This window comes from Hymenobacter aerilatus (assembly GCF_022921095.1).
GTDB lineage: Bacteria > Bacteroidota > Bacteroidia > Cytophagales > Hymenobacteraceae > Hymenobacter > Hymenobacter aerilatus.
In genome coordinates this window covers 1,050,988-1,072,370 of record NZ_CP095053.1, presented here as the reverse complement: position 1 = coordinate 1,072,370, position 21,383 = coordinate 1,050,988, and the positions used below count along the sequence as shown (strand labels likewise).

Here is a 21,383-nt window from a genome sequence, read left to right as displayed (position 1 = left end):
CATTAAACGACAAACCCTGAATAACGCAGACGACGGGACGCACTATAGTATGTCTTGTCGTCTGCGAGGAAGCAATAGTCACTCCAACGAAACACCGAGGCACGGCGCTACGTCTGTAGTGAGCCATGCCCTGCCTTGCTACTTCCGACCGCTACACGCTTTCTCTACCCCCTACCCACCGCTTTCCCATTGCCAAGTACGCCCTCATTCGGGAGCAGCTGCTGTGGCAGGGCATTGCGCCGCCCGAAGATTTTTACGACCCAGGCCTGTGCGCCGAGGAAGACGTGCTGCGAGTGCACACGCCAGAATACTGGGGCAAGGTGCGCGACCAGCAGCTTTCCCCTGCAGAGGTGCGGCAGCTGGGCCTGCCCCAAACGCCGCAGTTGGTGCTTCGCTCCCTCAGCAGCTCGGCGGGCACGCTGCAATCGGCGCGGCATGCGCTGCGCGAGGGAGTAGCCCTGAACCTAGCCGGCGGCACCCACCACGCGTTTGCCGACCGGGGCGAGGGTTTCTGCGTGCTCAACGACCAGGCCATTGCCGCCGCCTACCTGCTGCACCACCAACTGGCCCGGCAGGTGCTCATCGTGGATCTGGACGTGCATCAGGGCGACGGCACAGCCAGCATTTTCCGACACGAGCCGCGCGTGTTCACCTTTTCCATGCACGCCGGGGCCAACTACCCCCTGCGCAAGGAGCAGTCGGATCTGGACCTGCCGCTACCCCTGGGCACCACCGATGCCGCCTACCTCGACCTGCTGGGCCAGACCCTACCCCGCTTGCTCGACGAAGTGCAGCCAGACTTCGTGTTCTACCAGGCCGGCGTGGATATACTAGCGACCGACAAGCTGGGCAAGCTGGCCCTCACCAAAACCGGCTGCCAGCGCCGCGACGAACTGGTGCTGGGCTTGTGCCAACAGCGCGGCCTGCCTGTGGCCGTGAGCATGGGCGGCGGCTACTCCGAGCGCCTCGCCGACATCGTAGATGCGCATTGCAACACCTTTCGGGTAGCATACACGCTGTGGGGGTAGTCGATGCAAAACTTGTTTACCTCATTCAAAGACCCGCCTACTCCGTATTTCCCCGAACCATCTGGCCCGGTTGCGGCTTTATAGGGTAGTCTCATAGAATTCGTTGTTTTAGTACCCGCGCATGTCGGCTCCGCTTTCTTTTACGCCTTCCAGTGGCCCGTTCACGGCCAATATGTTCACCCAGCAGGCCTTCCAGCGGGCGCTGGTGGAGGTAGAAAATCTGCGCGAGCAGCTTCGCCAAGCCGAAACGACGCAGACCGAGGCCCGGCGACGTTACTGGCAGCAGGTAGGCCCCCTGGCCGACGCCGTGGTGACGGCCCGCCAAGCGTTGTTTGCCCCCCTGGAGGACGCCCTGCTGTGGAATGCATTCAGCCGGGACGAAGAGCGCCAGATTATGGAGCTGTTGGTGGCCAATGCCCAGGATTTGCAGGAGCGCTTTGGGGTAGAGACTCTGGATATTCTGTTGAAATATGCGCCTCCGCGGCAAGCCGAGCCCGTAGCCGCCCCCGACCTAGCGGCCGAGCACGAGCCCGAGCGCCCCCGCCGCCGGCAGACCAAAGCCGAACGCGCTGCCGCCGCCGAGGCCCTGCAAGCCGAGCAGGACCAGCAAAGCCTGCTGGTAAATACCAAAACCGTGTACCGCCGCTTGGCCCGCGCCAACCACCCCGACCTGGAGCGCGACCCCGCCCGCGCCGCCGAAAAAACCACCCGTATGCAGCGCATCACACAGGCTTACGAGGCCAACGACCTCTATACGCTGCTGCAACTGCTGGCCGAAGACGAAGCCGAACCCACCGACGATTCCCTGCTCATTCGCTACACCGAGGCCCTGCGCCGCCAGCTTCACGACCTGCGTCAGCAGCTCAACGAGGTGAAGTTTGGTCCGTGGAGTTTCTTGGGGAGCACCCCCAAAAAGCAGGAAGCTGGCCTGCGCCAGCTCAAGCGCCAGCTACGCACCGAGGCTGAGTCTCTGGCCCAGGTGGCCCGGCAACTACACACACCCACCGACCTGCGGGCGTTGTTACGCGAGCTGGCCGCCGCGCACGCTACCCTCTAACCATTCCGCCAGCTTCCTTACCTTGGCGTTTCGCACTGCTTCTGCCTTATGTTTCTCCCGCACCTGCAAGACATCCTCGCGCACCCCCTACCCTCCCTGGCCATTGTAGGCAACTTGGTGATTATCGAGAGCTTACTCTCCATCGATAACGCCGCCGTGCTGGCTACCATGGTCAACGACCTGCCCCGCCCGCAGCGCGCGAAGGCCCTGCGTTACGGCATTTTCGGCGCCTACGTATTCCGGGCGCTGTGCATTGTTTTTGCCTCTCTCCTGATTCAGTTCTGGTTTCTGAAGCCCATCGGTGGCCTCTACCTGCTGTACCTCGCCTACGACCATTTCCGCCCGAAATCCACTGGAGAAGCAGATGAGGCAGAAACTATAGAAAAGGAAAAAAGCTGGTTTTACCGCAATACCAAGCGCCTATTGGGCGGTTTCTGGGCCACGGTAGCCCTCATTGAGTTGATGGACCTGGCTTTTTCCATCGACAACGTATTCGCCGTTGTAGCCTTCACCAATAACTTGGTTCTGATCTGTGCGGGCGTGTTCATTGGCATTCTGGCCATGCGGCTGGTGGCGCAGTCGTTTGTGGTGCTTATGGGCAAATATCCGTTCCTCGAAACGGCTGCTTTTCTTGTCATCGTCATTCTGGGCCTGAAGCTGCTGCTCTCATTGTTTGAGCATTTCCTACCCCAACACCCCGTGAGCGAGTTTCTGGCCAGCACCGCCGCCGAGGTAGGCCTCACCGTCCTGACTGTGGCTATTTTTCTGGTGCCCATTCTCACATCCTGGCTGTTTGGCTTCCCCCACCACCAGGGACGAGCGCACAACGCGGAGTAGCTTAGTATAGAATCAGGGATTGAAAAAGGGAGTAGAAAGAGCGGTCCGACGACACTCTTTCTACTCCCTTTTTCAATCTCCTGACTCTGTGCGAAAAACGTTATGCGGCTCCGATGCGGGCTAGCAATTCTTCTACCTGGCGTTCCAAGACCTGCACCCGGTCTTCTAGCAGGGTAGGCGCGTGCAAATGCGTGGTGAACTGCGCTTTTATTTCCCAGATTTCCAGGGCCTGGCTGAGGGCAAAATCCTGGGTGGGGTAGTCGCGGTTGTCGGCTCGTAGTTTGAGCACGTCGTCGGGGAGGCGCTCAGCTAGGCGGCGCACCAGCAAGCGGCCCTGCGTCACCAAGGCATAAAGCCGCCCCGCGTACAGCACCGGCGCGGCCTTATCTACACGGCAGCACAGCACCACATCCTGGTGGTGTAGGGTAGGCTGCATATCAGCCCCGCTGATTTCAAACGCCCGCGTCACGGACCCCAGCGTGTGCGGAAATGTCAGCATCTGCAACCCATCAATAAAGCTTTTATTGTGGTAGTTCACGATATATTCCAGCACGCGCCGAGCAGGCACTAGCGGCGTCAGCAATGCCTGACGGTCGGCCTCAGAAGCCCCTTCTTTGGGTGCGGCATCCTTCTGTGCCTCCTGAAATATATCGAAATTATAGAGCTCATTTACGGTCAGTTCTTTCGTTAGTAGCAAGTCTACCGATAAGCCAAAATACTGAGCAATCTGAATTAGAGTTTCCATTTTCGGCTCTGAGCGTCCCTCCTCATATGCCCCTACGCTAGGCCGCGCCAATCCGAACAAATCAGCAAAAGCCGCCTGACTCAGCTTTTTAACGGTTCTAATCTTGCGTATGTTCTTTCCGATGTACGTCATGCGCGAAAAAATATTTATGCTCAAACTTTGAGCTTATCTCCAACTTTTAGTAGTATTGTATCGTAAAGCTACTACAATCCAACCAGAAGGATTCTTACGACTGCTATTTTTTTGAGCTTGGGCTACCATCTGCAACATGTTCCGGTTTCCGGTGGTAGCGCTATCTGGTTAAGTTGCCATCCGAACCGGTTGCTTTCCCTTCTTTATCTATGAAAAACTGCTACTTCCCTATCATTAAAAGCTACCTGCTGGAGCTAGGTTTCGACATCCGTCGGGCCGAGGAAACCGACGGCATTCTGGTGGTTGATAAGCCGGAGATGGGTATCCGCAATTTGGTGATTGGCTGCGCCGATCCGCTGCTGTTGCTGGAACAATACCTGCTGGAACTGCCCGCGCCCTCGTGCGAGGTGTACCAGCAGTTGCTCCAGAAAAACCGCGACATCATTCACGGTGCCTTTGCCCTGGATGAATCGGGCCGCAAGGTGATTTTTCGCGATACCCTGCAAATCGAAACCCTCGACCGGCAGGAGTTAGAGGCAGTGCTCAACTCACTAGGCCTGCTGCTGAGCGAGTATTCGGAGGAGCTGATCAGCTTCGCAAAGGGCTAAGAACCTCTGCCATCCTGAGCAGCGCGAAGGACCTTCTCACGTCTGCACGACAGACGTACCAACGCCTCGTTCCCACGTGAGAAGGTCCTTCGCGTTGCTCAGGATGACAGAGAATAAAATCAGTCATTAAATAGTCAACCTATTAAAAATTAACAACATGAACATTCTATCCCGCCTCTTCAAAATTGGGCAATCTGAAGCCCATGCCGCCGTCGACCAGCTCGAAAACCCTATTAACATGACTGAGCAGGGCCTGCGCGACCTACGTCAGGACCTCGACAAAAGCCTGCAAGCGCTGGCCGAGGTGAAAGCTATGGCCATCCGGGCGCGCAACGAGGGCGAAAACTTCCGCTCGAAAGCCCTCGACTACGAAAACAAGGCCGTGCTGCTGTTGCAACGCGCCCACAAAGGCGACCTAGACCAAGCAGAAGCCGACCGACTGGCAGGTGAAGCCCTGCTCAAAAAAGCAGAAAACGAAGCCCACAGCACCCGCTCCGGACAAGATCAGGAGCAGTTCGAAAAATCGGCGGCCCAGCTGAGTGAGAACGTGCAGCAGCTCAAGCAGACCATTTCGCAGTGGGAAAACGAGCTGAAGACGCTGAAGGCTCGCCAGACGGTAAGCACCGCTACCAAGACCATCAACAAGCAACTCGCTCAGCTTGACTCGTCGGGCACGGTGGCGCTACTCGAACGCATGAAGGAGAAGGTGGCCGCAGAAGAAGCCCTGGCAGAATCGTACGGGCAAATCGCCAACGAAAGCAAAAGCATCGACGGCGAGATTGACAAAGCTCTGGCCGGCAGCAGCGCCAGCCAGGCCGCCACCGACGTGCAGGCACTGAAAGCGAAGTTGGGCCTTGCGGAGTAGCAAAAAAAGGCTCAACATAGTCTACCCCAACAGCTAGCAACTCAACCATCCCCTTTTCATGACTACCGCCGAAAAGCTTCTCTACTACGCTGCCTCGCTGATCGTTCTTGCGGTAGTTGGGTTGCGCCTGTTCCACCTGCTCGACCCCGGCTGGGGCATGATTGTGATACTATTCTGTAGCATTCTGACGACCAGAGTATACGCTCATTATGCCGGCCGCCTGGCCCAGCGCAATACAGAGTTGGAGGAGCAGCTGGCGGAGTTGCGAAAGCCACAATAATTGCGGCAGTTGTGCTGCCTTTGCCCAGCTACGTTGGCAGCAACCTGAGATACATATATCCATTTTTATCCTTCTTATATCATGACTGAGCTCCTACAAGCCGCCGTTTCGCCGCCCAACTTGGTCCCTACCGGGCTGCTGGTGTTCGTGCTGCTTTACTGGCTCACGGTCATGGTAGGGCTGGTGCACCTCGATGCGCTGGACGTGGATGTAGCCGCCGATGCTGACGCGGGTGTTGACCTCGATACGCACGCGGGGCCACACCTGCACCACGGCGAGGTAGGCACCGACTGGCTAAACAATGCCCTGGCTTTTTTCAACCTGGGCCGCGTGCCCCTGATGGTGTTTCTGAGCTTTGTGGCCCTACCTCTGTGGGCCGGCAGCGTGCTGCTTAATTACTATACTCACAATAGTTCTTGGTTAGTAGGTATAGTTTTTCTGGCTCCATTGCTCGTAGGCAGCCTTTTGCTGGCGAAGGTACTGACTACTCCGTTTGTGAAACTCTTCGCGGCACTAGAGAAAGACCACGACGCCGGCGCCTCGCCAGTAGGCAAGATATGCACGGTGGTGCTACCCGCCACCCGTGAGCAAATGGGCCAGGCTGCGGTGCGCATAGCCAGCGGCGCTCCGCTCATGCTGAATGTGCGCGCCGCCTCGGCCACCGAGCTGCGCAAAGGCGACTCAGCCCTGGTTATCGACTTCGATGCCCAGCAGCGCTGCTACTTAATTGAGCCGTACGAAAGGTAGTAAGCAATCTACCGCAATGTCGCGCAACAGACGGGCGCAGGACTGGGCTGCCACCCTGGAGTTACTCCTAGATGTAGGAACGCTGCTATGGAAAGGCTTGCGCCTCGTAGGGCACGCGTTGGTTCTGCTTTTCGAGTTTTTAACCGATTTCTTCTAACTGCCATGAATCAAGTCTTTCCTTCCAAAATCAGCTGGTGGTTGTTTGGGCCGATACTATTGTTGTTGCTAGTACTACCTTTTGGGTACTGGCAGAAAACTACAGGCCACTTCGTAGCTACCCTCGTGAATCTGTCGGTTGTCGCGTTTTTTCTCTACCTGATGCGCACTACGTATTACACGCTAACCCCTACCCACTTGCTGGTGCGATGTGGACCATGGCGGGTGCAGATGCCAGTAGCCAGCATTACCCGTGTGGAGCCTACCCACAACCCCATTAGTTCAGCAGCGCTTTCGCTCGACCGACTGGCTATTCACTACAACCGCTACGACGAAATCTTACTCTCCCCCCGCGATAAGGCGGGGTTTGTAGAGGCACTACGTCAGTTGAACCCGCAGATACAGGTAGGGTAAGCACGTCCGCTGAAAACAAAACCGCTTGCAGCACCAGCATAGCACACGTTTTGCCTGGCCGCTTCCCGACAATTCTGTTGCATCATTTTTCTCTCTACTCCTATTTCTCTACCCTTACTCCTTACAACGATGGTTGCTCAATTATCCTGGGCGGTACTGCTCATCCTCGGCTTTCTGCTGCTGGGTTTGCTCGCCCTACTCGTCAAAATGTACCAAAAGGCCGTGCAGGGCGAAGCCCTTGTGCGCACTGGCCTCGGCGATACGAAAGTATCTTTCTCCGGCATCTTCATCGTGCCTGTGTTGCACAAGCTGGAGGTGATGGACATCACGCTGAAAACCATTATTATCCAACGCGCCGGCCCCGAGGGGTTGGTATGTAAGGACAATCTACGGGCTGATTTAAAGGTAAACTTCTACGTGCGCGTCAACAAAACGCACGAAGACGTAGTGCAGGTAGCCCAGAGCATAGGCGCCCGCCGCGCCTCCGACCCGGCCGCATTAGAAAACCTCTTCGACGCGAAGTTTTCGGAAGCCCTCAAGACCGTAGGCAAGCACTTCGATTTCATCGAATTGTATAACTCCCGCGAGCAGTTCAAGCAGGAAATCCTGCGCATCATCGGCACCGACCTGAACGGCTACGTACTCGACGACTGCGCCATTGACTACCTGGAGCAGACGCCTTTGCACTCCTTGAACCAAGATAATATTCTGGACGCCGAGGGCATCAAGAAAATCATTGCTCTGACTTCGGAGCAGAAGATTCAGGCCAACCAGATTCAGCGCGAGCAGCAGAAAACCATCAAGAAGCAGGACGTGGAGGCGCAGGAAACCATTCTGCAACTGGAAAAGCAACTGGCTGAAAACACCGAGAAGCAGAAGCGCGAAATTGCCAACATCAAGGCCCGTGAGCTAGCCGAAACCGAGAAAGTGCAGCAGGAAGAGCGCCTGAAGTCGGAGCGCGCCCGCATTGCCACCGAAGAAGAAGTGCGCATTGCCGAGCAAAACCGCGACCGGCAGGTGCTGGTGGCCGAGCGCAACAAGCAGCGCACCGACGCCGTGGAAACCGAGCGCGTAGCCCAAGCCAAAGCCCTGGAAGCCAACGAGCGCGAGCGGATTGTAGCCCTGGCGCAGATTGAAAAAGAAAAGGCGCTGGAAGAAGAAAAGAAAAACATCCAGACCATTATCCGGGAGCGGGTGGTAGTGGAAAAAGCCACCGTGCAGGAAGAGGAGCGCATCAAGGACACCCGCGCTCAAGCGCAGGCCGACCGGGAGAAGTTGGTAGCCGTGACGGCTGCCCAGCAGCAAGCCGAAGCCGCTACGGTAACCCTCGTAGGCACTGCCGATATGGAGCGCCAGGCTGCCGAGTTCCGCGCTAAGCAGGCTCTGATTGACGCTGAGGCCGAAAAAGCCGCCGCTGAGTTCAAGGCCCAGGCCATCCGCACGCTGGCCGAAGCCGAAGCCAGCAAAGCCGCCGCCGTAGGCCTGGCCGAAGCCCAGGTGATGCAAGCCAAAGCCACCGCCCGCCAGAAAGAAGGCGAAACCGAAGCCACTGTGCTCCAGCTTACGGCCACAGCCGAAGCGCAGGCCATTCAGGCCAAAGCCGCAGCCCAGGCCGATGCCGACGAGAAACTGGGGGTAGTAGCCGCTAAGGTGAACCGCGAGAAAGGCCTCGCTGACGCCGACATCATCCAGGCCAAAGCAGATGCCGAGCAGAAGCGCGGCCTAGCCGAAGCCGCCGTATCGGAGCAGAAATTTGCGGTGGAAGCCAAGGGCATCGAAGCCAAGGCCGACGCCATGAAGAAGCTCGACGGGGTAGGCAAAGACCACGAGGAGTTCAAGCTGCGCCTCGACAAAGAAAAGTCGGTGGAGCTGGCCCAAATCAGCATTCAGAAAGACATTGCCGCTTCGCAAGCCGATGTGATTGGCGAGGCCCTCAAAGCCGCCAAAATCGACATTGTGGGTGGTGAAACGATGTTCTTCGACCAGATTATCGGCTCTATCACGAAGGGCAAGATGGTAGACCGCGCCGTGCACAACAGCGAGGTACTGGGCACCGTGAAAGACGCCTTCTTCTCCCTCGACGGCAACGGCGGCGGTGACTTCAAAACCAACCTCCGCCGCTTCGTCGATAAGTTCGGCCTGAGCAGTGAGGATATGAAGAACCTCAGCGTCTCGGCCTTGCTGCTCAAGATGATGAACCAAGCCGGCGACGACGCCACCCGCGCCACCATCACCCAACTGGCCGGCACCGCTACCGCGCTGGGTATTGGGGATAAGCCGGCGAAGATGCTGGAGCTGAGGTAAAGAGTGACTACCCCTGCTAGAAACTAGCTCCCCTCCTCAGATGAGGAGGGGTTGGGGGCGGTTGAAAAACTAGAGCTAGGAATTAGAATTAGTTTGTCGTTCAACGATTGGTCAACCACCCCTAGCCCCTCCTTATCTAAGGAGGGGAACTAGCCTCTAGAATTCTATAGCTATGCCCGATACTAACCATATCCATAACCTAGGCTATCAGAAAGCTACCCGTCGCATCCTACGCAGCAACCTCACGCCTGCCGAAGCCCTACTTTGGAAAGCTCTTCAGCGCAGCCAGCTAGATGGCCGCAAATTCCGCCGCCAGCACGACATCGGGCCGTACATCGTGGACTTCTACTGCCCGGCTGAAAAGCTGGTGGTAGAGCTAGATGGCGCAGGGCATTTTACCGCAAGCGGTGAGGCACAGGACCAGGAGCGAGATTCTTATTTAGGCAGCTTAGGCCTGAAAGTGCTGCGGTTTGAGAATAAGCTAGTCGTGCAACATATCGAAAGTGTATTGGCAGCTATTGAGGCTGCTTTTTAGATTACCGTTCTACCATCATCAACCACCCCTAACCCCTCCTCATCTGAGGAGGGGAACTAGTTTCTAGTCTTAATTCTACCTCTACAAGCCATAACTAGAGCCCCTCTCCTTTTTCGGAGAGGGGTTGGGGTGAGGCGATTAGAGCTAGGCTACTACCCCCTATGGAACAACTCGAAACCGGCACCTACGAAATTCTACGCAACCGCCTGCTCAAAAGCAGCACCGACCTGCGCCAGCGGCTGGATACACTCAATGCGGAACGCAAGCAGGTGTTTGGGGCCGTGGATACTCGCCTGCTAGGCACCGGTCGCATTACCACCGAAAACAACTGCGTGCCCTGGGACATGGTGCCGGTGGGGCAGCGCTTCATCTTCGGGTACAATGTGACGCTGGGGCTGAAGGCGGAGCCGGATTTGGCCGACGTATTTGGGGTGTACGACTACACCGAGCACGACTTCCGGCCGCTGGGGCTGGAGCTGCTACAGAATCCGCAGTTTCTGGAGGAGTTCCGCAACCTGTACCGCTACTACAAGAACACCCAGTTCGTGAAGTTTGCGGTGATTGGGGCGCACCTGTTCATGGTGTTTCGGGTGGGCCGCAGCACCTCGGATGTGAAGACGTTCAAGTGGCTGATGCAAGGCGACACGCTCACCTACCTCGACAACCGCTCCGACCACGAGTACACCTTCCCGCCCCAGCACGAGTTCCAGTGGAAGCGCGCCACCCGCGACATGCAGCGCGGCGGCAAGCACCCCCACATCAGCATCGAAGACAAGGTGTTCGTGGAGACGATTGGCGGCGACCTGACCATTAAAGTAGAGGACAATACCAGCACCGGTCAGGGCATTTTGAGTGAGCCGGTAGATGATAAGGACCAGACCCTCGACGACTCGGAAATCTACTTTGCCGTGGTGGGCAACCTGATTCTGCTCAAGATCCGGCCCTACCAGGAGCAGCAGTACCGCTACTTCATCTTCAACTTCAAGCTAAAAACCGCCCAGCGCCTCGATGCCCTGGCCGATGCCTGCGTGCTGCTGCCCGACGGGCAGGGCCTGATTTTCCCGCACGGTTTCTACCTGCAAACCGGCGACAACAAGCTGCTCGACAACGGGCTGCGGGAGATGCTGTTTGAGAAGCGGGTGGTGTCGCCGAACGGGGAGGATTTCCTGTACGTGTTCTACAACAAGGACCAGGGCACTTACCTGCTGCTGAGCTACAACCGCATTGCTCAGCGCGTCGACAACCCCATTGTGTGCCACGGCTACGCCCTGTTTGAGAACGGGGAGCTATGCTTCTTCCGGGCCGACGACGAGCCCAAGAAGCACCACGCCGTGCAGATCTGGCAGACGCCCTACACCGCTCCCGACTTCGAGCTACCCGTCACCTCCGATTCCTACCTCTACAAGCTGGGCAACAAGGAGATTGTGCGGGCCATGAGCGAGGTACAGGAAGTGCTGACTCTGACGGGCAAGGACGATTCCTACGCCGGCCTCTACCTCGATCTGATCCGCCAGACTACCAGCCTCACCGACGCTTACCACTGGCTGCGCGAACCCGCCGCCCAAGCCCTGGCCGAGCCGCTGGGTGAAATCCGGCAGACGGCCACGGCCGCCGTGGAGGAGTTTGAGAAGGTACAGAGCATCCGCAAGAACACTGCCCAGCAAACCCAAACCGTTTTCCAGAAGGCCGACGAGCTAATCAGCCGCATCCGCCGCTCGGCGCCCGATACCGTGACGGAGTTCGTGCAGTTGCTGGGCGAGCTGCGCGGGGTGCGGGGCGAGGTGATTTCCCTGAAGGAGCTGCGCTACGTAGAGCTGCCGGCCGTGGAGCAACATGCCACTGGCCTAGAGGAGTTGAGCAAGGAAGTAGCCACCCAAACCGTGGATTTCCTGCTGAAACCCGATGCCCTCACGCCCTACGCCCAGCGCGTGCAGGCCATTGCCGACGGCGTGGAGCAGGTGCAGAAAACCGTGGAGGCCGACCAGCGCGAGCAGGAAGCCACCGCCGTAGCCCAGGAGTTGGAGCTGCTGATTGAGGTAGTGAGCAACCTGCCCATCCCCGACCCGACTCAGACCACGGCCATCATCGACAATATCTCGACGGTGTACGCCCGCTTCAACCAGATTCGGGCGGCCCTTAAACGGCGGCGGCAGGCCCTGGCTGGCACCGAGGCCCAGGCCGAGTTTACCGCCCAGCTCAAGCTGCTGGAGCAGGCCCTGACCAACTACCTCGACCTGGCCGACACGCCCGCCAAGTGCGACGAGTACCTGACCAAGCTCATGGTGCAGCTGGAGGAGCTGGAAGGCCGCTTCCCCGACTTCGACCAGTTTATCGAGCAACTCACTAGCCGCCGCGAGCAGGTGGTGGAAGCTTTCGAATCCAAGAAAACGGCCCTGGTGGCGGCCCGCAACCAGCGCGCCACAGCCCTACTGCAAAGCGCCGAGCGGCTGCTGAAAGCGGTGCAGAGCCGCCTCACCCGCCTGGAATCGGTGGCGGATATCAACGGGTGCTTTGCCGCCGACGTGATGGTGGAAAAGGTGCGCCAGACCGCTCAGGAGCTACTCAACCTCGGCGACTCGGTGAAGGCCGACGATGTGCTGAGCCGCCTCAAAACCCTGCGCGAAGACGCTGTGCGTCAGCTCCGAGACCGGGCCGACCTGTTTGCCGACGGCGGCCAGACCCTCAAGTTCGGTCCTCATGCCTTCACCGTGAACACCCAGCCCCTGGAGCTGACCGTGGTGCTGCGCGACGGCGACCTGCACTACCACCTCACGGGCACCAACTTCTTCCAGAAAATCAACGACCCTACCCTGCTGGCGGCTAGGCCAGTGTGGGAGCAAACCGTGGTGTCGGAAAACCAGGACGTGTACCGGGCCGAGTTTCTGGCCTGGCGCATCCTGCAGGCTGCCCAGCACCCCACGCCCGCCGATGCGGAAGCGGGCCGCCCCGCCGTGCTGTCCGTACCCGAGCTAGGCCACCTCAGCGCCGCCGAGCTATTGGCCTACGTGCAGCAATTTATGGCCGCGCGCTACCAGGAAGGCTACCTCAAAGGTGTGCACGACCACGACGCCGCTCTGCTGCTCACGGCCCTGGTGCGCCTCACCCGCACCGCCGACCTGCTCCGCTACCCCGCCGACACCCGCGCCGCCGCGGCCCTCTACTGGCTGCGCTTCGCTGACCCCGACCAGCGCGCCCACTGGGAACGGCAGCTTCAGGGCATCGGGGTGCTGCTGCAAGTCTTCCCCGATTCGCAGGAATTCGACGCGCTGAAGGCTGAGCTGCAAGCCGCCGTGGGAACCTTCGCCCAGCAAACCGGCCTATTTACGCCTGACCAAGTAGTCGAAGCCGGTGACTACCTGTTCGCTTCGCTGACTCAGGTAAGTGGTACTTCTCCAACGTCAGAACTAACCAAAAACCAAGAACCGAAAACCAACAACCACTTCATCATCTCCCAGGAAGCCGCCGAGCTGTACCAGCAGTTTCAGAAGCAGCTACAGGAGCGCCAGGCCACGGAGCTGTTCCAGCGGTCCATCGACCAGCTCCAGGATCAGCCGGTGGCGCAGGTTCAGTTGGTGCGGCAGTGGGTGCAGGCGGTGCAGCCGAAGCGCCTCACCCCCCAGCCCCCTCTCCGAAAAAGGAGAGGGGGAGCCGTAGCCGACCCTGAAATCAACGCAGAGTTAGAGACAGAATCGGCCGGCTCCTCCTCTCCTTTTTCGGAGAGGGGGCTGGGGGGTGAGGCGCTCGAGTGCGCCGTCCTCCTGCTCACCAACACCTATGACCCCGCCCGCGTTGTCCACACGCCTACCCGCGAAGTCCTCGCCGGCTTCCAGGGCACTCACCCGCGCCTCTCCGACGACCGTACCTACCCCCTCAACTTCCCCGACTTCCGCCGCCGGCTGCTGCACTATGAGCGGGTGCTGGTGCCGCAGTTCGAGCAGTTTCAGGAGCTGAAAAAGCAGCTGCTGGTGCGGGCCGCCCAGGACATGCGCCTGGAAGATTTCCGCCCGAGGGTGCTCACCTCGTTTGTGCGCAATCAGCTGATTGATAAAGTATATCTGCCGCTAATTGGGGCCAACCTGGCCAAGCAGATCGGGACGGCGGGCGAGGGCAAGCGCACCGACCTCATGGGCCTGCTCCTGCTCATCTCGCCGCCCGGCTACGGCAAAACCACGCTCATGGAGTACGTGGCCAACCGGCTAGGCCTCATCTTCATGAAAATCAACGGGCCGGCCATCGGGCACGCCGTAACCAGCGTAGACCCCGCCCAGGCCCCCAACGCCGGGGCGCGGCAGGAGCTGGAGAAGCTGAACCTAGCCTTCGAGATGGGCGACAACGTGATGATTTACGTGGACGACATCCAGCACTGCAACCCCGAGTTTCTGCAAAAGTTTATCTCGCTCTGCGACGCCCAGCGCAAGATTGAGGGCGTGTACGAGGGCCGCGCCCGCACCTACGACTTCCGCGGCCGCAAGGTGGCGGTGGTGATGGCCGGCAACCCCTACACCGAAAGCGGCGACGTGTTTCAATTGCCCGACATGCTGGCCAACCGCGCCGACATCTACAACCTCGGCGACATCCTGAGCACCGGCTCCGAGGAAGCCTTCCGCCTCTCCTACCTCGAAAACGCCCTCACCAGCAACGCCGCCCTGGGCCGCCTCGCCACCCAAAGCCCCCAGGACGTGCCCGCCCTCATTCGCCTGGCCGAAACCGGGCAGCAGGACGGCCTGAGCCTGGAGGGCAACCACTCGCCCGAGGAGCTAAACGAGTACGTGGCGGTGCTCCAGAAGCTGTTGCGCCTGCGCGACGTAGTGGCCCGCGTGAATGCGGCCTACATTGCCAGCGCCGCCCAGGCCGACGCCTACCGTACCGAGCCGCCGTTCAAGCTGCAGGGCTCCTACCGCAACATGAACAAGTTGGCCGAGAAAGTGCGCCCCGTGATGAACGACCAGGAAATAACGGACCTGCTGGCCGCCCATTACGAAAGCGAAGCCCAAACCCTGACCAGCGCCACCGAAGCCAACCTGCTCAAGCTGCGCGAGCTGCTCGGCTGGCTCACCCCCGCCGAAGAAGCCCGCTGGCAGGAAATCAAAGCCACCTTCCGCGACAACCTCCGCAACTCCGGCGCCGGCCAACTCCTACAGATGCTCGACAAGCTCGAAAGCATTGCCGGTGGGTTGAGCGGGATTCGAGAGGTGTTGAAGCGAGAGTAGCTAAGGCTACTCCCCCTCAGATTAGGAGGAAATATAGATAGTTGACTAACTGGTAGCGGTTCAGTTCGTCATTTCACAACTTTTTTTACACTAAACATGGCCCTTTCTATCAACGGTTTATTACGTGAGCTGGCTTACGAGTATTACATCAGCTACGACAGCCAAGAGGACAACAGCATTAAAACTTCGCTGACTAATATTAGCGGTAAGTTGCGCAACGAGTTTGGGACAAAGCTTATTTCCGTCTCAGACTTTGGTTCTTATAAGCGTGACACCATCTTGCCACGTGCCTACGACAGCGGCTCAGACGTGGATATTATGGTAAAGTTTAACCATGCAACGCTTGCTAAAACGCCGGATACGTACCGCACATGGCTACTTGCTTTTGCTGATAAGCACTTTTCGCGTTCATCGGTGTACAGGGACTTCCCGACGGTGGTGGTTGAGCTAGGCCACATCAAATTTGACTTGGTACCAGCTTACGAAGTAAGTTATTGGTCCACGTCTACTTTATATATTCCGGACAGTCGCAACGAATGGCAAAGTACAGACCCGTCAGCCTTAACAGCCGATTTAACGCGGGTCAATACACATTATGGCTCAATTGTGAAGCCAATTATAAGATTATTAAAGGCATGGAACACACGAGCTGGTAAGCCTTATTCCTCATACGAACTAGAAAAAGCAATCATTAATATAAACTTTTCAGGCGACAACTATCAAACAGGTTTTTTCTATGCTATCAATCAATTATCAGATTACGGCAAACCGCAGTGGGCGAAGGAAAAAATAGCAACTCTAAAAAAATATAAGGGATATGTAGAGGCGTATCTATATAATAATGATATGCCGAAGGCTTTACTGTGGTTATACTACATCTTACCACCCAGAAAATAAATCAACATGAATAACGCAGTACGAAGAATCGTTCCTTTTGACGGGAGTTACGCCCAGGCTAACAAGCATTTTACAGTATCGAAATACCTTGCATACTTCATTACAGCAGTAGCACTGACTCTAAGTATTATTGAGCGCAACAAGTTAGTTACCGATGATACTGCACGAACCTTAGGCGCCTGCAATGCATTGCTAGTTATAGCTTATCTGGTTGCTGAATATCGCGGCCACTTATTGTATGTTCAAGCAGAAACGAAGCGACGATTTGATTTTGTTGATAACTCGTTCGGCACTACGTTTTCCGAAGCAAATTCCGAAGGATATTATACAAATACTGAGGCTCAAGCAGGTTTGTATCGCATGGCATTAAATAATTTTGAAAACAGCTTTACTTCTCAGCACAATTTAGACCAGATGCTCCCCAAGGTTGGCATTAAGAACGGCTTTATTGTAGCCGCATATTGTCTATCTGCCGCAATTGGTGACAAGCATACTGTCCGCGTCATTGCTGAATCTATTATCGCAGCCAGCTTTGCACTTGAATTAATCAAGCTTTGGTATTTCACAGCGGAAGTCCGCAATATCAATCTGAGTTGGCGCACACTTTTTCAGGATACAATTCCAGATTCACTGAATGAGAAAAAGGTAGCCCAGATGGTAATGCATGTACTTCGCTATGAAACAATTGTAGCTTGGGCTAGCATTCCGCTCGATATGGAATTCTTTGGTAAAAACAGGGAGCGACTGGATGATCTGTGGAAGGAGCAGAAGAAACGTTTGGGAATAAGTTGATATTAGTTGTAACCCCCTACTGCGCGAGCAGCAAGCCACACCCGCGCCGCCTGGAAAAATCTGGGCGGCGTTGTCGTTGGTACAGAGGAAGTCCTACCTTGCTACCCAGCCAACCCCTATTCCGCATGGGCAAGCAGTATACTTCCATCAGTGCCGATACCCAGGCGTTTATCGAGCAGCAGCACATCTTCTTCGTGGGCACGGCTGCCGCGGATGGGCGAGTCAATATCTCGCCCAAGGGCCAGGACACTCTGCGCGTGCTCGATGCCAACCGCGTGGCCTGGCTGAACCTGACCGGCAGCAGCAACGAAACCGCTGCCCACCTGCTGGAGGTAAACCGCATTACCCTGATGTGGTGCGCCTTCGAGGGCAAGCCCAACATCCTGCGCCTCTACGGCACCGCCACCGTGTACCACCCCCGCGACGCGGAGTGGGCCGAGCTGCTGCCGCTGTTCCCGCCCCTGCCCGGCTCCCGGCAGATAGTGGTGGTTGGCGTGGATCTGGTGCAAACCTCCTGCGGCATGGCCGTGCCCTTCTTCGATTATCGGGCGGAGCGCGATGAGCTGAACGACTACATGGAACAGCGCGGCCCCGAGCAGGTAGCGCAGTACTGGCACAACCGCAACACCCACAGCATCGACGGCAAGCCCACGGGTATCTAAAGTGGGGCAGCCAAATGCCCGGCCTTGGTGCGGCGGGTTCGGCGAGCATACGTCGCGCCGGCGGGGCCGGGTAGTCACCTAGCTGGGGATATACACCGAAAACGTAGAGCCTACCCCCAGCTCACTTTGCACCTCCACCCGGCCACCCAGGTTTTCCACTATCTTTTTGACGGTGTAGAGCCCCAGCCCGGAGCCCTCTACGTGGCTATGGAAACGGCGAAATAAGACAAACAGGGAAGCCTGCTGGGTAGTATCGAGGCCCAAGCCATTGTCTTGCACGGTGAGGTGCCAGAATCCGCCGTGGGTGCGGCAATTTAGCTGCACCTGGGGCGGCCGGTCGGGGTGGCGGTACTTGATGGCGTTGCTGAGCAGGTTGTAGAGCAAAGAGCGCAGGCTTTTGGCGGGCATAGCTACCAGAGGGCAGGCGTCGGCATCCACTTCCAGCGTGCCGCCGGTTTGCTGAAGTGCGGGTAGCAGATCCTGGCGCAGGTCCTCGACTACGGCCGCCAGCTGGGTGGGCGGGGCGGCAGGGTCGTGGGCCTGGTGCAGTTGCAGCACGTCGCCCAGCTGCACCAGCGTCCGTTGGAAGCGCGCCACCGACTCCTGCATCATGTTCAGCACCATACCGACTTCCGTGGGCTTCTGGCCAGGCAGCGTGTCGCGCAGAAGCTGCACCAACCCTTCCAGGTTGTTGATGGGCCCCTTCAGGTCGTGGGCGGCCATATACACAAAGCTGTCGAGGTCGGCATTTACGCGGGTGAGCTGCTGGTTGGCTTGGTCGAGCTCGTGGTTGAGGGCTTGTATTTGCCGCCGGTCGTGCACCAACTCGGTTACCTCAATGGCAAACACATACACGGCATCTATCTGCTGGTTCTTATTGTAGCGGGCCTGAAACGTGTAGGTAAAGTACGAGTCCTCGGGTTCGGTGTGCGGCGCGCGCACCAAAGGCACCAGCACATCGTGCGCTTGGCAGCTTTGCCCGGTCCGATACACCTCCTGCAGCTGCTCCCAGATAAACGTATCGCGCAACTCGGGTACGGCTTCTATGAGGGGCTTGCCTATCAGCTCGCGGCCCGAGAACAACTGCTGGTAGCTGGTATTCACAAACTCATACACCAGCTCAGGCCCATAATGCAGGCAGATGGCCGCCGGGGCTTGCATTACAAGGTGGCTCAGGCGTTGCCGCTCCTGCTCGGCCTCGGCCAAGGCAGCCTGTTCTCGTTGCTTACTTTGTTGCACCGCCTCCCGCGCGCGCACTGTTTCAGTCACGTTCACAATACTGTGAATAATGTAGCACAGGTGGTCTTCGGAATCGAAAACAGGTGTATTCACCACTTCCCAGTGGCGCTCCAGAAAGTAGCCCGGCTTTCCCCGATCGGGCACATCGTAGTGCTGCAATGCTATCTGGTGCGGCCGCCCCGTGGCCAGTACCTGCTCCAGGGAAGCACGCAGGTTGCGCACGGCATTAGCTTCGGGCGTGGCCGGATTATCGGGAAAGGCATCGAAGATGTACTGGCCTACCAACTGCTCCCGTTGCGTGCGGGTATTAGCCAGGTAGGCGTTGCTGACCGTAAGAATCATCAGCTCCGGCGACACAATCAAGTAGGAATCAGGTACTGTTTCTAATGCTTGCAGATGCTGAGCCAGCGCCATTGTATAGTGCATATAACCGAATGAGACAGATAGATAAAATAATGTTAACGTAGCTCACCAAAAAGAAGCTACGTGCACGGCCACGTCCGGAGCCGGAAACGACGACTGACAAATCATCTGTTTCCCGCTGATGTACGGTTCCGCGGCTTTCATCAACCCTGCGTATTTCACTGAGCATACCGCAGCAAACCTTGTAGCCGGCGCGGCAGCAGCCGGCATTTGGCTATTCGCCTTGTTTGTAAGGTACCGTAGGTTTGCGGCGACGCGGCACACACGAAAACGCCCCGGCAAGTGCCGGGGCGTTCTGTAGTGACAATGGGCGCAGGTACCGCTACGGCAGGCCACCGCCGCCGGCCGAGCCATAAATCTGACCGTTGGCGTAGGTGGCCAGCGGGTCGGCGAGCAGCACGTAGATGCCGGCCAGCTCGGCGGGCTGGCCGGGCCGGCCCAGCGGTGTATCGCCACCGAAGTTCCGCTGCTTTTCCGGGGTGCTGCCGCCTTTAGCCGCCTGTAATGGCGTCCAGACGGGGCCGGGGGCTACCCCATTCACCCGAATACCCTTCGGGCCGAGCTGCTTGGCCAGCGAGCGAACCATGCTGGTGTCGGCGGCTTTGGTCAGCGCATAGTCGAAGAGGTTGGCCGAGGGGTCGGTAGCCTGTACCGAGGTAGTGGCAATGATGGCCGACCCCGGCTTGAGGTGAGGTAGGGCCGCCTTCATCAGCCAAAACGGCGCGTAGATGTTGGTTTTGATGGTCCAGTCGAACTGCTCGGTGGTGATGTCCGCAATCGACTCGTTGCTTTGCTGCCGGGCCGCGTTGCTGACCAGGATATCCAGCCCGCCAAGCTGACGCACGGCGTCGTCTACCAGCTTCTTGCAAAAGGCCTCGTCGCGCAGGTCGCCAGGAATGGCCACGGCTTTCTGCCCGGCCGCTTTGATGAGGGCTACTACCTCCTTGGCGTCGGGCTCCTCGGCGGGTAGGTAGTTGATGGCCACATCGGCACCTTCGCGGGCGTAGGCAATAGCGGCGGCGCGGCCCATACCGGAGTCGCCACCCGTGATAAGGGCTTTGCGGCCCTTCAGGCGGCCCGAGCCTTTGTAGCTGGTTTCGCCGTGGTCGGGGCGCGGCTCCATCTTGCTGGCCAGTGCCGGCCAGGGTTGCTCCTGCACCTTAAAAGGAGGCTTGGGGTAGGCAGAGGTAGGATCTTTAAGCGGTATGGAAGCAGCACTGGCAGAAGCGGTGGCTCCTTCGGCCGATAGCACCGGTGCCACGGCGGCCACGGCCAGACTGGCGCCTAATCCGCTGATTATCTGCCGACGGCTGAGTTTGTTTTCTTCGTTCATAGCTCTTCAAACGGCAGGCAGCAGGTTTGGGTTAGGTGAGTGGTGAAGTTGTGAGTTTGTGAAGTGGTGAATAGCAAAAGCGTCTGTCATCCTGAGCGGAGCGAAGGACCTTCTCACGCATGAACGAGTCGTTGATACGCTTGTCGTTCATGCGTGAGAAGGTCCTTCGCTGCACTCAGGATGACATCTGTATCCTTTACATACCACTCACTATCTCATATTTCTTAGCCGGTTTATGTATTCTTGCGGCGCTACCCTACCCCTGCCATGGCCACTACCCTACTGATTCATTGCCCGGATGCGCCGGGCCTGGTGCATAAGATTACCGGTGTGCTGTTTCAGCATGGCCTCAACATCGTGCGCAACGGCGAGTTTGTGGAGCGCCACGACAACCACTTTTTTATGCGGACGGAGGTGGCTGGCACTTTCGAGGCCGAGACGTTGCAACGGGAGTTGCGCGCCGTGCTGCCACCCGCGGCGGTATTGCGCTTGTCCGATAATCGGCCGAAGCGCATTGTGCTGCTGGCTACCCGTGAGTACCATTGCCTGGGCGAGTTGCTGGTGCGCCACGCCTTTGGGGAGCTGAACGCTGAGATTCTGGCCGTGGTTAGCAACCACGAGGTGCTGGGTCCTTTCACGCGGCAGTTTGGCATTCCTTTTCACTACCTACCCCACACCGACCGCACCCGCGAGGCCCACGAAGCGGAAGTGCTGGCCACCCTGGCCACCTACCAGCCTGATTTTGTGGTGTTGGCTAAATACATGCGGATTCTATCGTCGGATTTTGTGGCGGCCTACCCCAACCGCCTGATCAATATTCACCACTCGTTTCTGCCCGCTTTCGTGGGGGCCAGCCCCTACGCGCAGGCCTACGAGCGGGGCGTGAAAATCATTGGAGCCACGGCGCATTTCGTCAACGAGCAGCTCGACCAGGGGCCTATCATTGCCCAGAGCGTCATCCCCGTCGACCACACCCGCAGCGCCCAGGACATGGCCCAGGCCGGCCGCGACGTGGAGAAAATTGTGCTGGCCCGCTCCCTGCACCTGGTCTTCAACGAGCACGTATTCGTGCACCGCAACAAAACCATCATCTTCGATTAAGCTGCCCTACCCGGCAGA

Annotated in this window: 18 protein-coding genes; 15 read left to right on the top strand and 3 right to left on the bottom strand. The window is 58.0% G+C overall.

Features of this window, described 5'->3' with window-relative positions:
- Positions 1-125: 125 nt before the first annotated feature.
- The 3 genes from MUN82_RS04580 to MUN82_RS04570 all read left to right on the top strand — a co-directional run bounded on the left by MUN82_RS04580 (position 126) and on the right by MUN82_RS04570 (position 2,922).
- Complete coding sequence (locus MUN82_RS04580) at positions 126-1,028, top strand: histone deacetylase family protein (RefSeq protein WP_245095334.1); 903 nt, start codon at positions 126-128, stop codon at positions 1,026-1,028.
- Positions 1,029-1,149: 121 nt separating this feature from the next.
- Positions 1,150-2,085, top strand: a complete 936-nt coding sequence (locus MUN82_RS04575) for a J domain-containing protein (RefSeq protein WP_245095333.1) — start codon at positions 1,150-1,152, stop codon at positions 2,083-2,085.
- A gap of 48 nt (positions 2,086-2,133) precedes the next feature.
- Entirely contained in the window at positions 2,134-2,922 is a 789-nt protein-coding gene (locus MUN82_RS04570; protein ID WP_245095332.1) for a MeeY/MeeF family manganese export membrane protein, read from the top strand.
- 100 nt (positions 2,923-3,022) lie between these two features.
- Here the strand turns inward: MUN82_RS04570 and MUN82_RS04565 are convergent, their stop codons facing one another.
- Entirely contained in the window at positions 3,023-3,799 is a 777-nt protein-coding gene (locus tag MUN82_RS04565; RefSeq protein ID WP_245095331.1) for an XRE family transcriptional regulator, read from the bottom strand.
- 209 nt (positions 3,800-4,008) lie between these two features.
- Between MUN82_RS04565 and MUN82_RS04560 the strand changes: the two genes are divergently transcribed.
- The 11 genes from MUN82_RS04560 (at position 4,009) to MUN82_RS04510 (ending at position 17,269) form a co-directional block, all read left to right on the top strand.
- Positions 4,009-4,407, top strand: coding sequence for a YbjN domain-containing protein (locus tag MUN82_RS04560; protein ID WP_245095330.1), 399 nt, complete (start codon positions 4,009-4,011; stop codon positions 4,405-4,407).
- Positions 4,408-4,564: 157 nt separating this feature from the next.
- Positions 4,565-5,272: a PspA/IM30 family protein gene (locus MUN82_RS04555; protein ID WP_245095329.1), complete on the top strand. Its 708-nt coding sequence runs from the start codon at positions 4,565-4,567 to the stop codon at positions 5,270-5,272.
- Between the two features lie 58 nt (positions 5,273-5,330).
- Entirely contained in the window at positions 5,331-5,552 is a 222-nt protein-coding gene (locus tag MUN82_RS04550; RefSeq protein WP_245095328.1) for a hypothetical protein, read from the top strand.
- 81 nt (positions 5,553-5,633) lie between these two features.
- Positions 5,634-6,299, top strand: coding sequence for an OB-fold-containig protein (locus tag MUN82_RS04545; RefSeq protein ID WP_245095327.1), 666 nt, complete (start codon positions 5,634-5,636; stop codon positions 6,297-6,299).
- Positions 6,300-6,461: 162 nt separating this feature from the next.
- Positions 6,462-6,869 carry a PH domain-containing protein gene (locus MUN82_RS04540; RefSeq protein ID WP_245095326.1) on the top strand — a complete coding sequence of 136 codons (408 nt, stop codon included), beginning with the start codon at positions 6,462-6,464 and terminating at the stop codon, positions 6,867-6,869.
- Between the two features lie 129 nt (positions 6,870-6,998).
- Positions 6,999-9,173, top strand: a complete 2,175-nt coding sequence (locus tag MUN82_RS04535; RefSeq protein WP_245095325.1) for a flotillin family protein — start codon at positions 6,999-7,001, stop codon at positions 9,171-9,173.
- Between the two features lie 172 nt (positions 9,174-9,345).
- On the top strand, positions 9,346-9,708 hold the full coding sequence (locus tag MUN82_RS04530) for an endonuclease domain-containing protein (RefSeq protein ID WP_245095324.1): 363 nt from the start codon (positions 9,346-9,348) through the stop codon (positions 9,706-9,708).
- A 161-nt stretch (positions 9,709-9,869) separates the two neighbouring features.
- Positions 9,870-14,918, top strand: a complete 5,049-nt coding sequence (locus MUN82_RS04525) for a DNA repair ATPase (RefSeq protein ID WP_245095323.1) — start codon at positions 9,870-9,872, stop codon at positions 14,916-14,918.
- 96 nt (positions 14,919-15,014) lie between these two features.
- Complete coding sequence (locus tag MUN82_RS04520) at positions 15,015-15,815, top strand: SMODS domain-containing nucleotidyltransferase (protein ID WP_245095322.1); 801 nt, start codon at positions 15,015-15,017, stop codon at positions 15,813-15,815.
- 6 nt (positions 15,816-15,821) lie between these two features.
- Complete coding sequence (locus tag MUN82_RS04515) at positions 15,822-16,607, top strand: hypothetical protein (protein ID WP_245095321.1); 786 nt, start codon at positions 15,822-15,824, stop codon at positions 16,605-16,607.
- A gap of 125 nt (positions 16,608-16,732) precedes the next feature.
- The gene (locus tag MUN82_RS04510; RefSeq protein WP_245095320.1) at positions 16,733-17,269 is read left to right on the top strand and encodes a pyridoxamine 5'-phosphate oxidase family protein; all 537 of its coding nucleotides are present in this window, start codon (positions 16,733-16,735) and stop codon (positions 17,267-17,269) included.
- A gap of 78 nt (positions 17,270-17,347) precedes the next feature.
- Here the strand turns inward: MUN82_RS04510 and MUN82_RS04505 are convergent, their stop codons facing one another.
- Positions 17,348-18,934 (bottom strand): sensor histidine kinase, encoded by a 1,587-nt coding sequence (locus MUN82_RS04505; RefSeq protein WP_245095319.1) that lies wholly within the window; start codon positions 18,932-18,934, stop codon positions 17,348-17,350.
- A gap of 319 nt (positions 18,935-19,253) precedes the next feature.
- Positions 19,254-20,264: an SDR family oxidoreductase gene (locus MUN82_RS04500; RefSeq protein ID WP_245095318.1), complete on the bottom strand. Its 1,011-nt coding sequence runs from the start codon at positions 20,262-20,264 to the stop codon at positions 19,254-19,256.
- Positions 20,265-20,531: 267 nt separating this feature from the next.
- On the opposite strand from MUN82_RS04500, the gene purU reads away from it, so the two are divergent.
- Positions 20,532-21,365 (top strand): formyltetrahydrofolate deformylase, encoded by an 834-nt coding sequence (gene purU, locus MUN82_RS04495; RefSeq protein WP_245095317.1) that lies wholly within the window; start codon positions 20,532-20,534, stop codon positions 21,363-21,365.
- The last annotated feature ends 18 nt before the right edge of the window (positions 21,366-21,383 follow it).

Excerpts from the sequence above, each read along its gene's own strand:
- MUN82_RS04580 (WP_245095334.1), top strand. The coding sequence starts at position 126 with ATGCCCTGCCTTGCTACTTCCGACCGCTACACGCTTTCTCTACCCCCT.
- MUN82_RS04575 (WP_245095333.1), top strand. The coding sequence starts at position 1,150 with ATGTCGGCTCCGCTTTCTTTTACGCCTTCCAGTGGCCCGTTCACGGCC.
- MUN82_RS04570 (WP_245095332.1), top strand. The coding sequence starts at position 2,134 with ATGTTTCTCCCGCACCTGCAAGACATCCTCGCGCACCCCCTACCCTCC.
- MUN82_RS04565 (WP_245095331.1), bottom strand. The coding sequence starts at position 3,799 with ATGACGTACATCGGAAAGAACATACGCAAGATTAGAACCGTTAAAAAG.
- MUN82_RS04560 (WP_245095330.1), top strand. The coding sequence starts at position 4,009 with ATGAAAAACTGCTACTTCCCTATCATTAAAAGCTACCTGCTGGAGCTA.
- MUN82_RS04555 (WP_245095329.1), top strand. The coding sequence starts at position 4,565 with ATGAACATTCTATCCCGCCTCTTCAAAATTGGGCAATCTGAAGCCCAT.
- MUN82_RS04550 (WP_245095328.1), top strand. The coding sequence starts at position 5,331 with ATGACTACCGCCGAAAAGCTTCTCTACTACGCTGCCTCGCTGATCGTT.
- MUN82_RS04545 (WP_245095327.1), top strand. The coding sequence starts at position 5,634 with ATGACTGAGCTCCTACAAGCCGCCGTTTCGCCGCCCAACTTGGTCCCT.
- MUN82_RS04540 (WP_245095326.1), top strand. The coding sequence starts at position 6,462 with ATGAATCAAGTCTTTCCTTCCAAAATCAGCTGGTGGTTGTTTGGGCCG.
- MUN82_RS04535 (WP_245095325.1), top strand. The coding sequence starts at position 6,999 with ATGGTTGCTCAATTATCCTGGGCGGTACTGCTCATCCTCGGCTTTCTG.
- MUN82_RS04530 (WP_245095324.1), top strand. The coding sequence starts at position 9,346 with ATGCCCGATACTAACCATATCCATAACCTAGGCTATCAGAAAGCTACC.
- MUN82_RS04525 (WP_245095323.1), top strand. The coding sequence starts at position 9,870 with ATGGAACAACTCGAAACCGGCACCTACGAAATTCTACGCAACCGCCTG.
- MUN82_RS04520 (WP_245095322.1), top strand. The coding sequence starts at position 15,015 with ATGGCCCTTTCTATCAACGGTTTATTACGTGAGCTGGCTTACGAGTAT.
- MUN82_RS04515 (WP_245095321.1), top strand. The coding sequence starts at position 15,822 with ATGAATAACGCAGTACGAAGAATCGTTCCTTTTGACGGGAGTTACGCC.
- MUN82_RS04510 (WP_245095320.1), top strand. The coding sequence starts at position 16,733 with ATGGGCAAGCAGTATACTTCCATCAGTGCCGATACCCAGGCGTTTATC.
- MUN82_RS04505 (WP_245095319.1), bottom strand. The coding sequence starts at position 18,934 with ATGCACTATACAATGGCGCTGGCTCAGCATCTGCAAGCATTAGAAACA.
- MUN82_RS04500 (WP_245095318.1), bottom strand. The coding sequence starts at position 20,264 with ATGAACGAAGAAAACAAACTCAGCCGTCGGCAGATAATCAGCGGATTA.
- purU (WP_245095317.1), top strand. The coding sequence starts at position 20,532 with ATGGCCACTACCCTACTGATTCATTGCCCGGATGCGCCGGGCCTGGTG.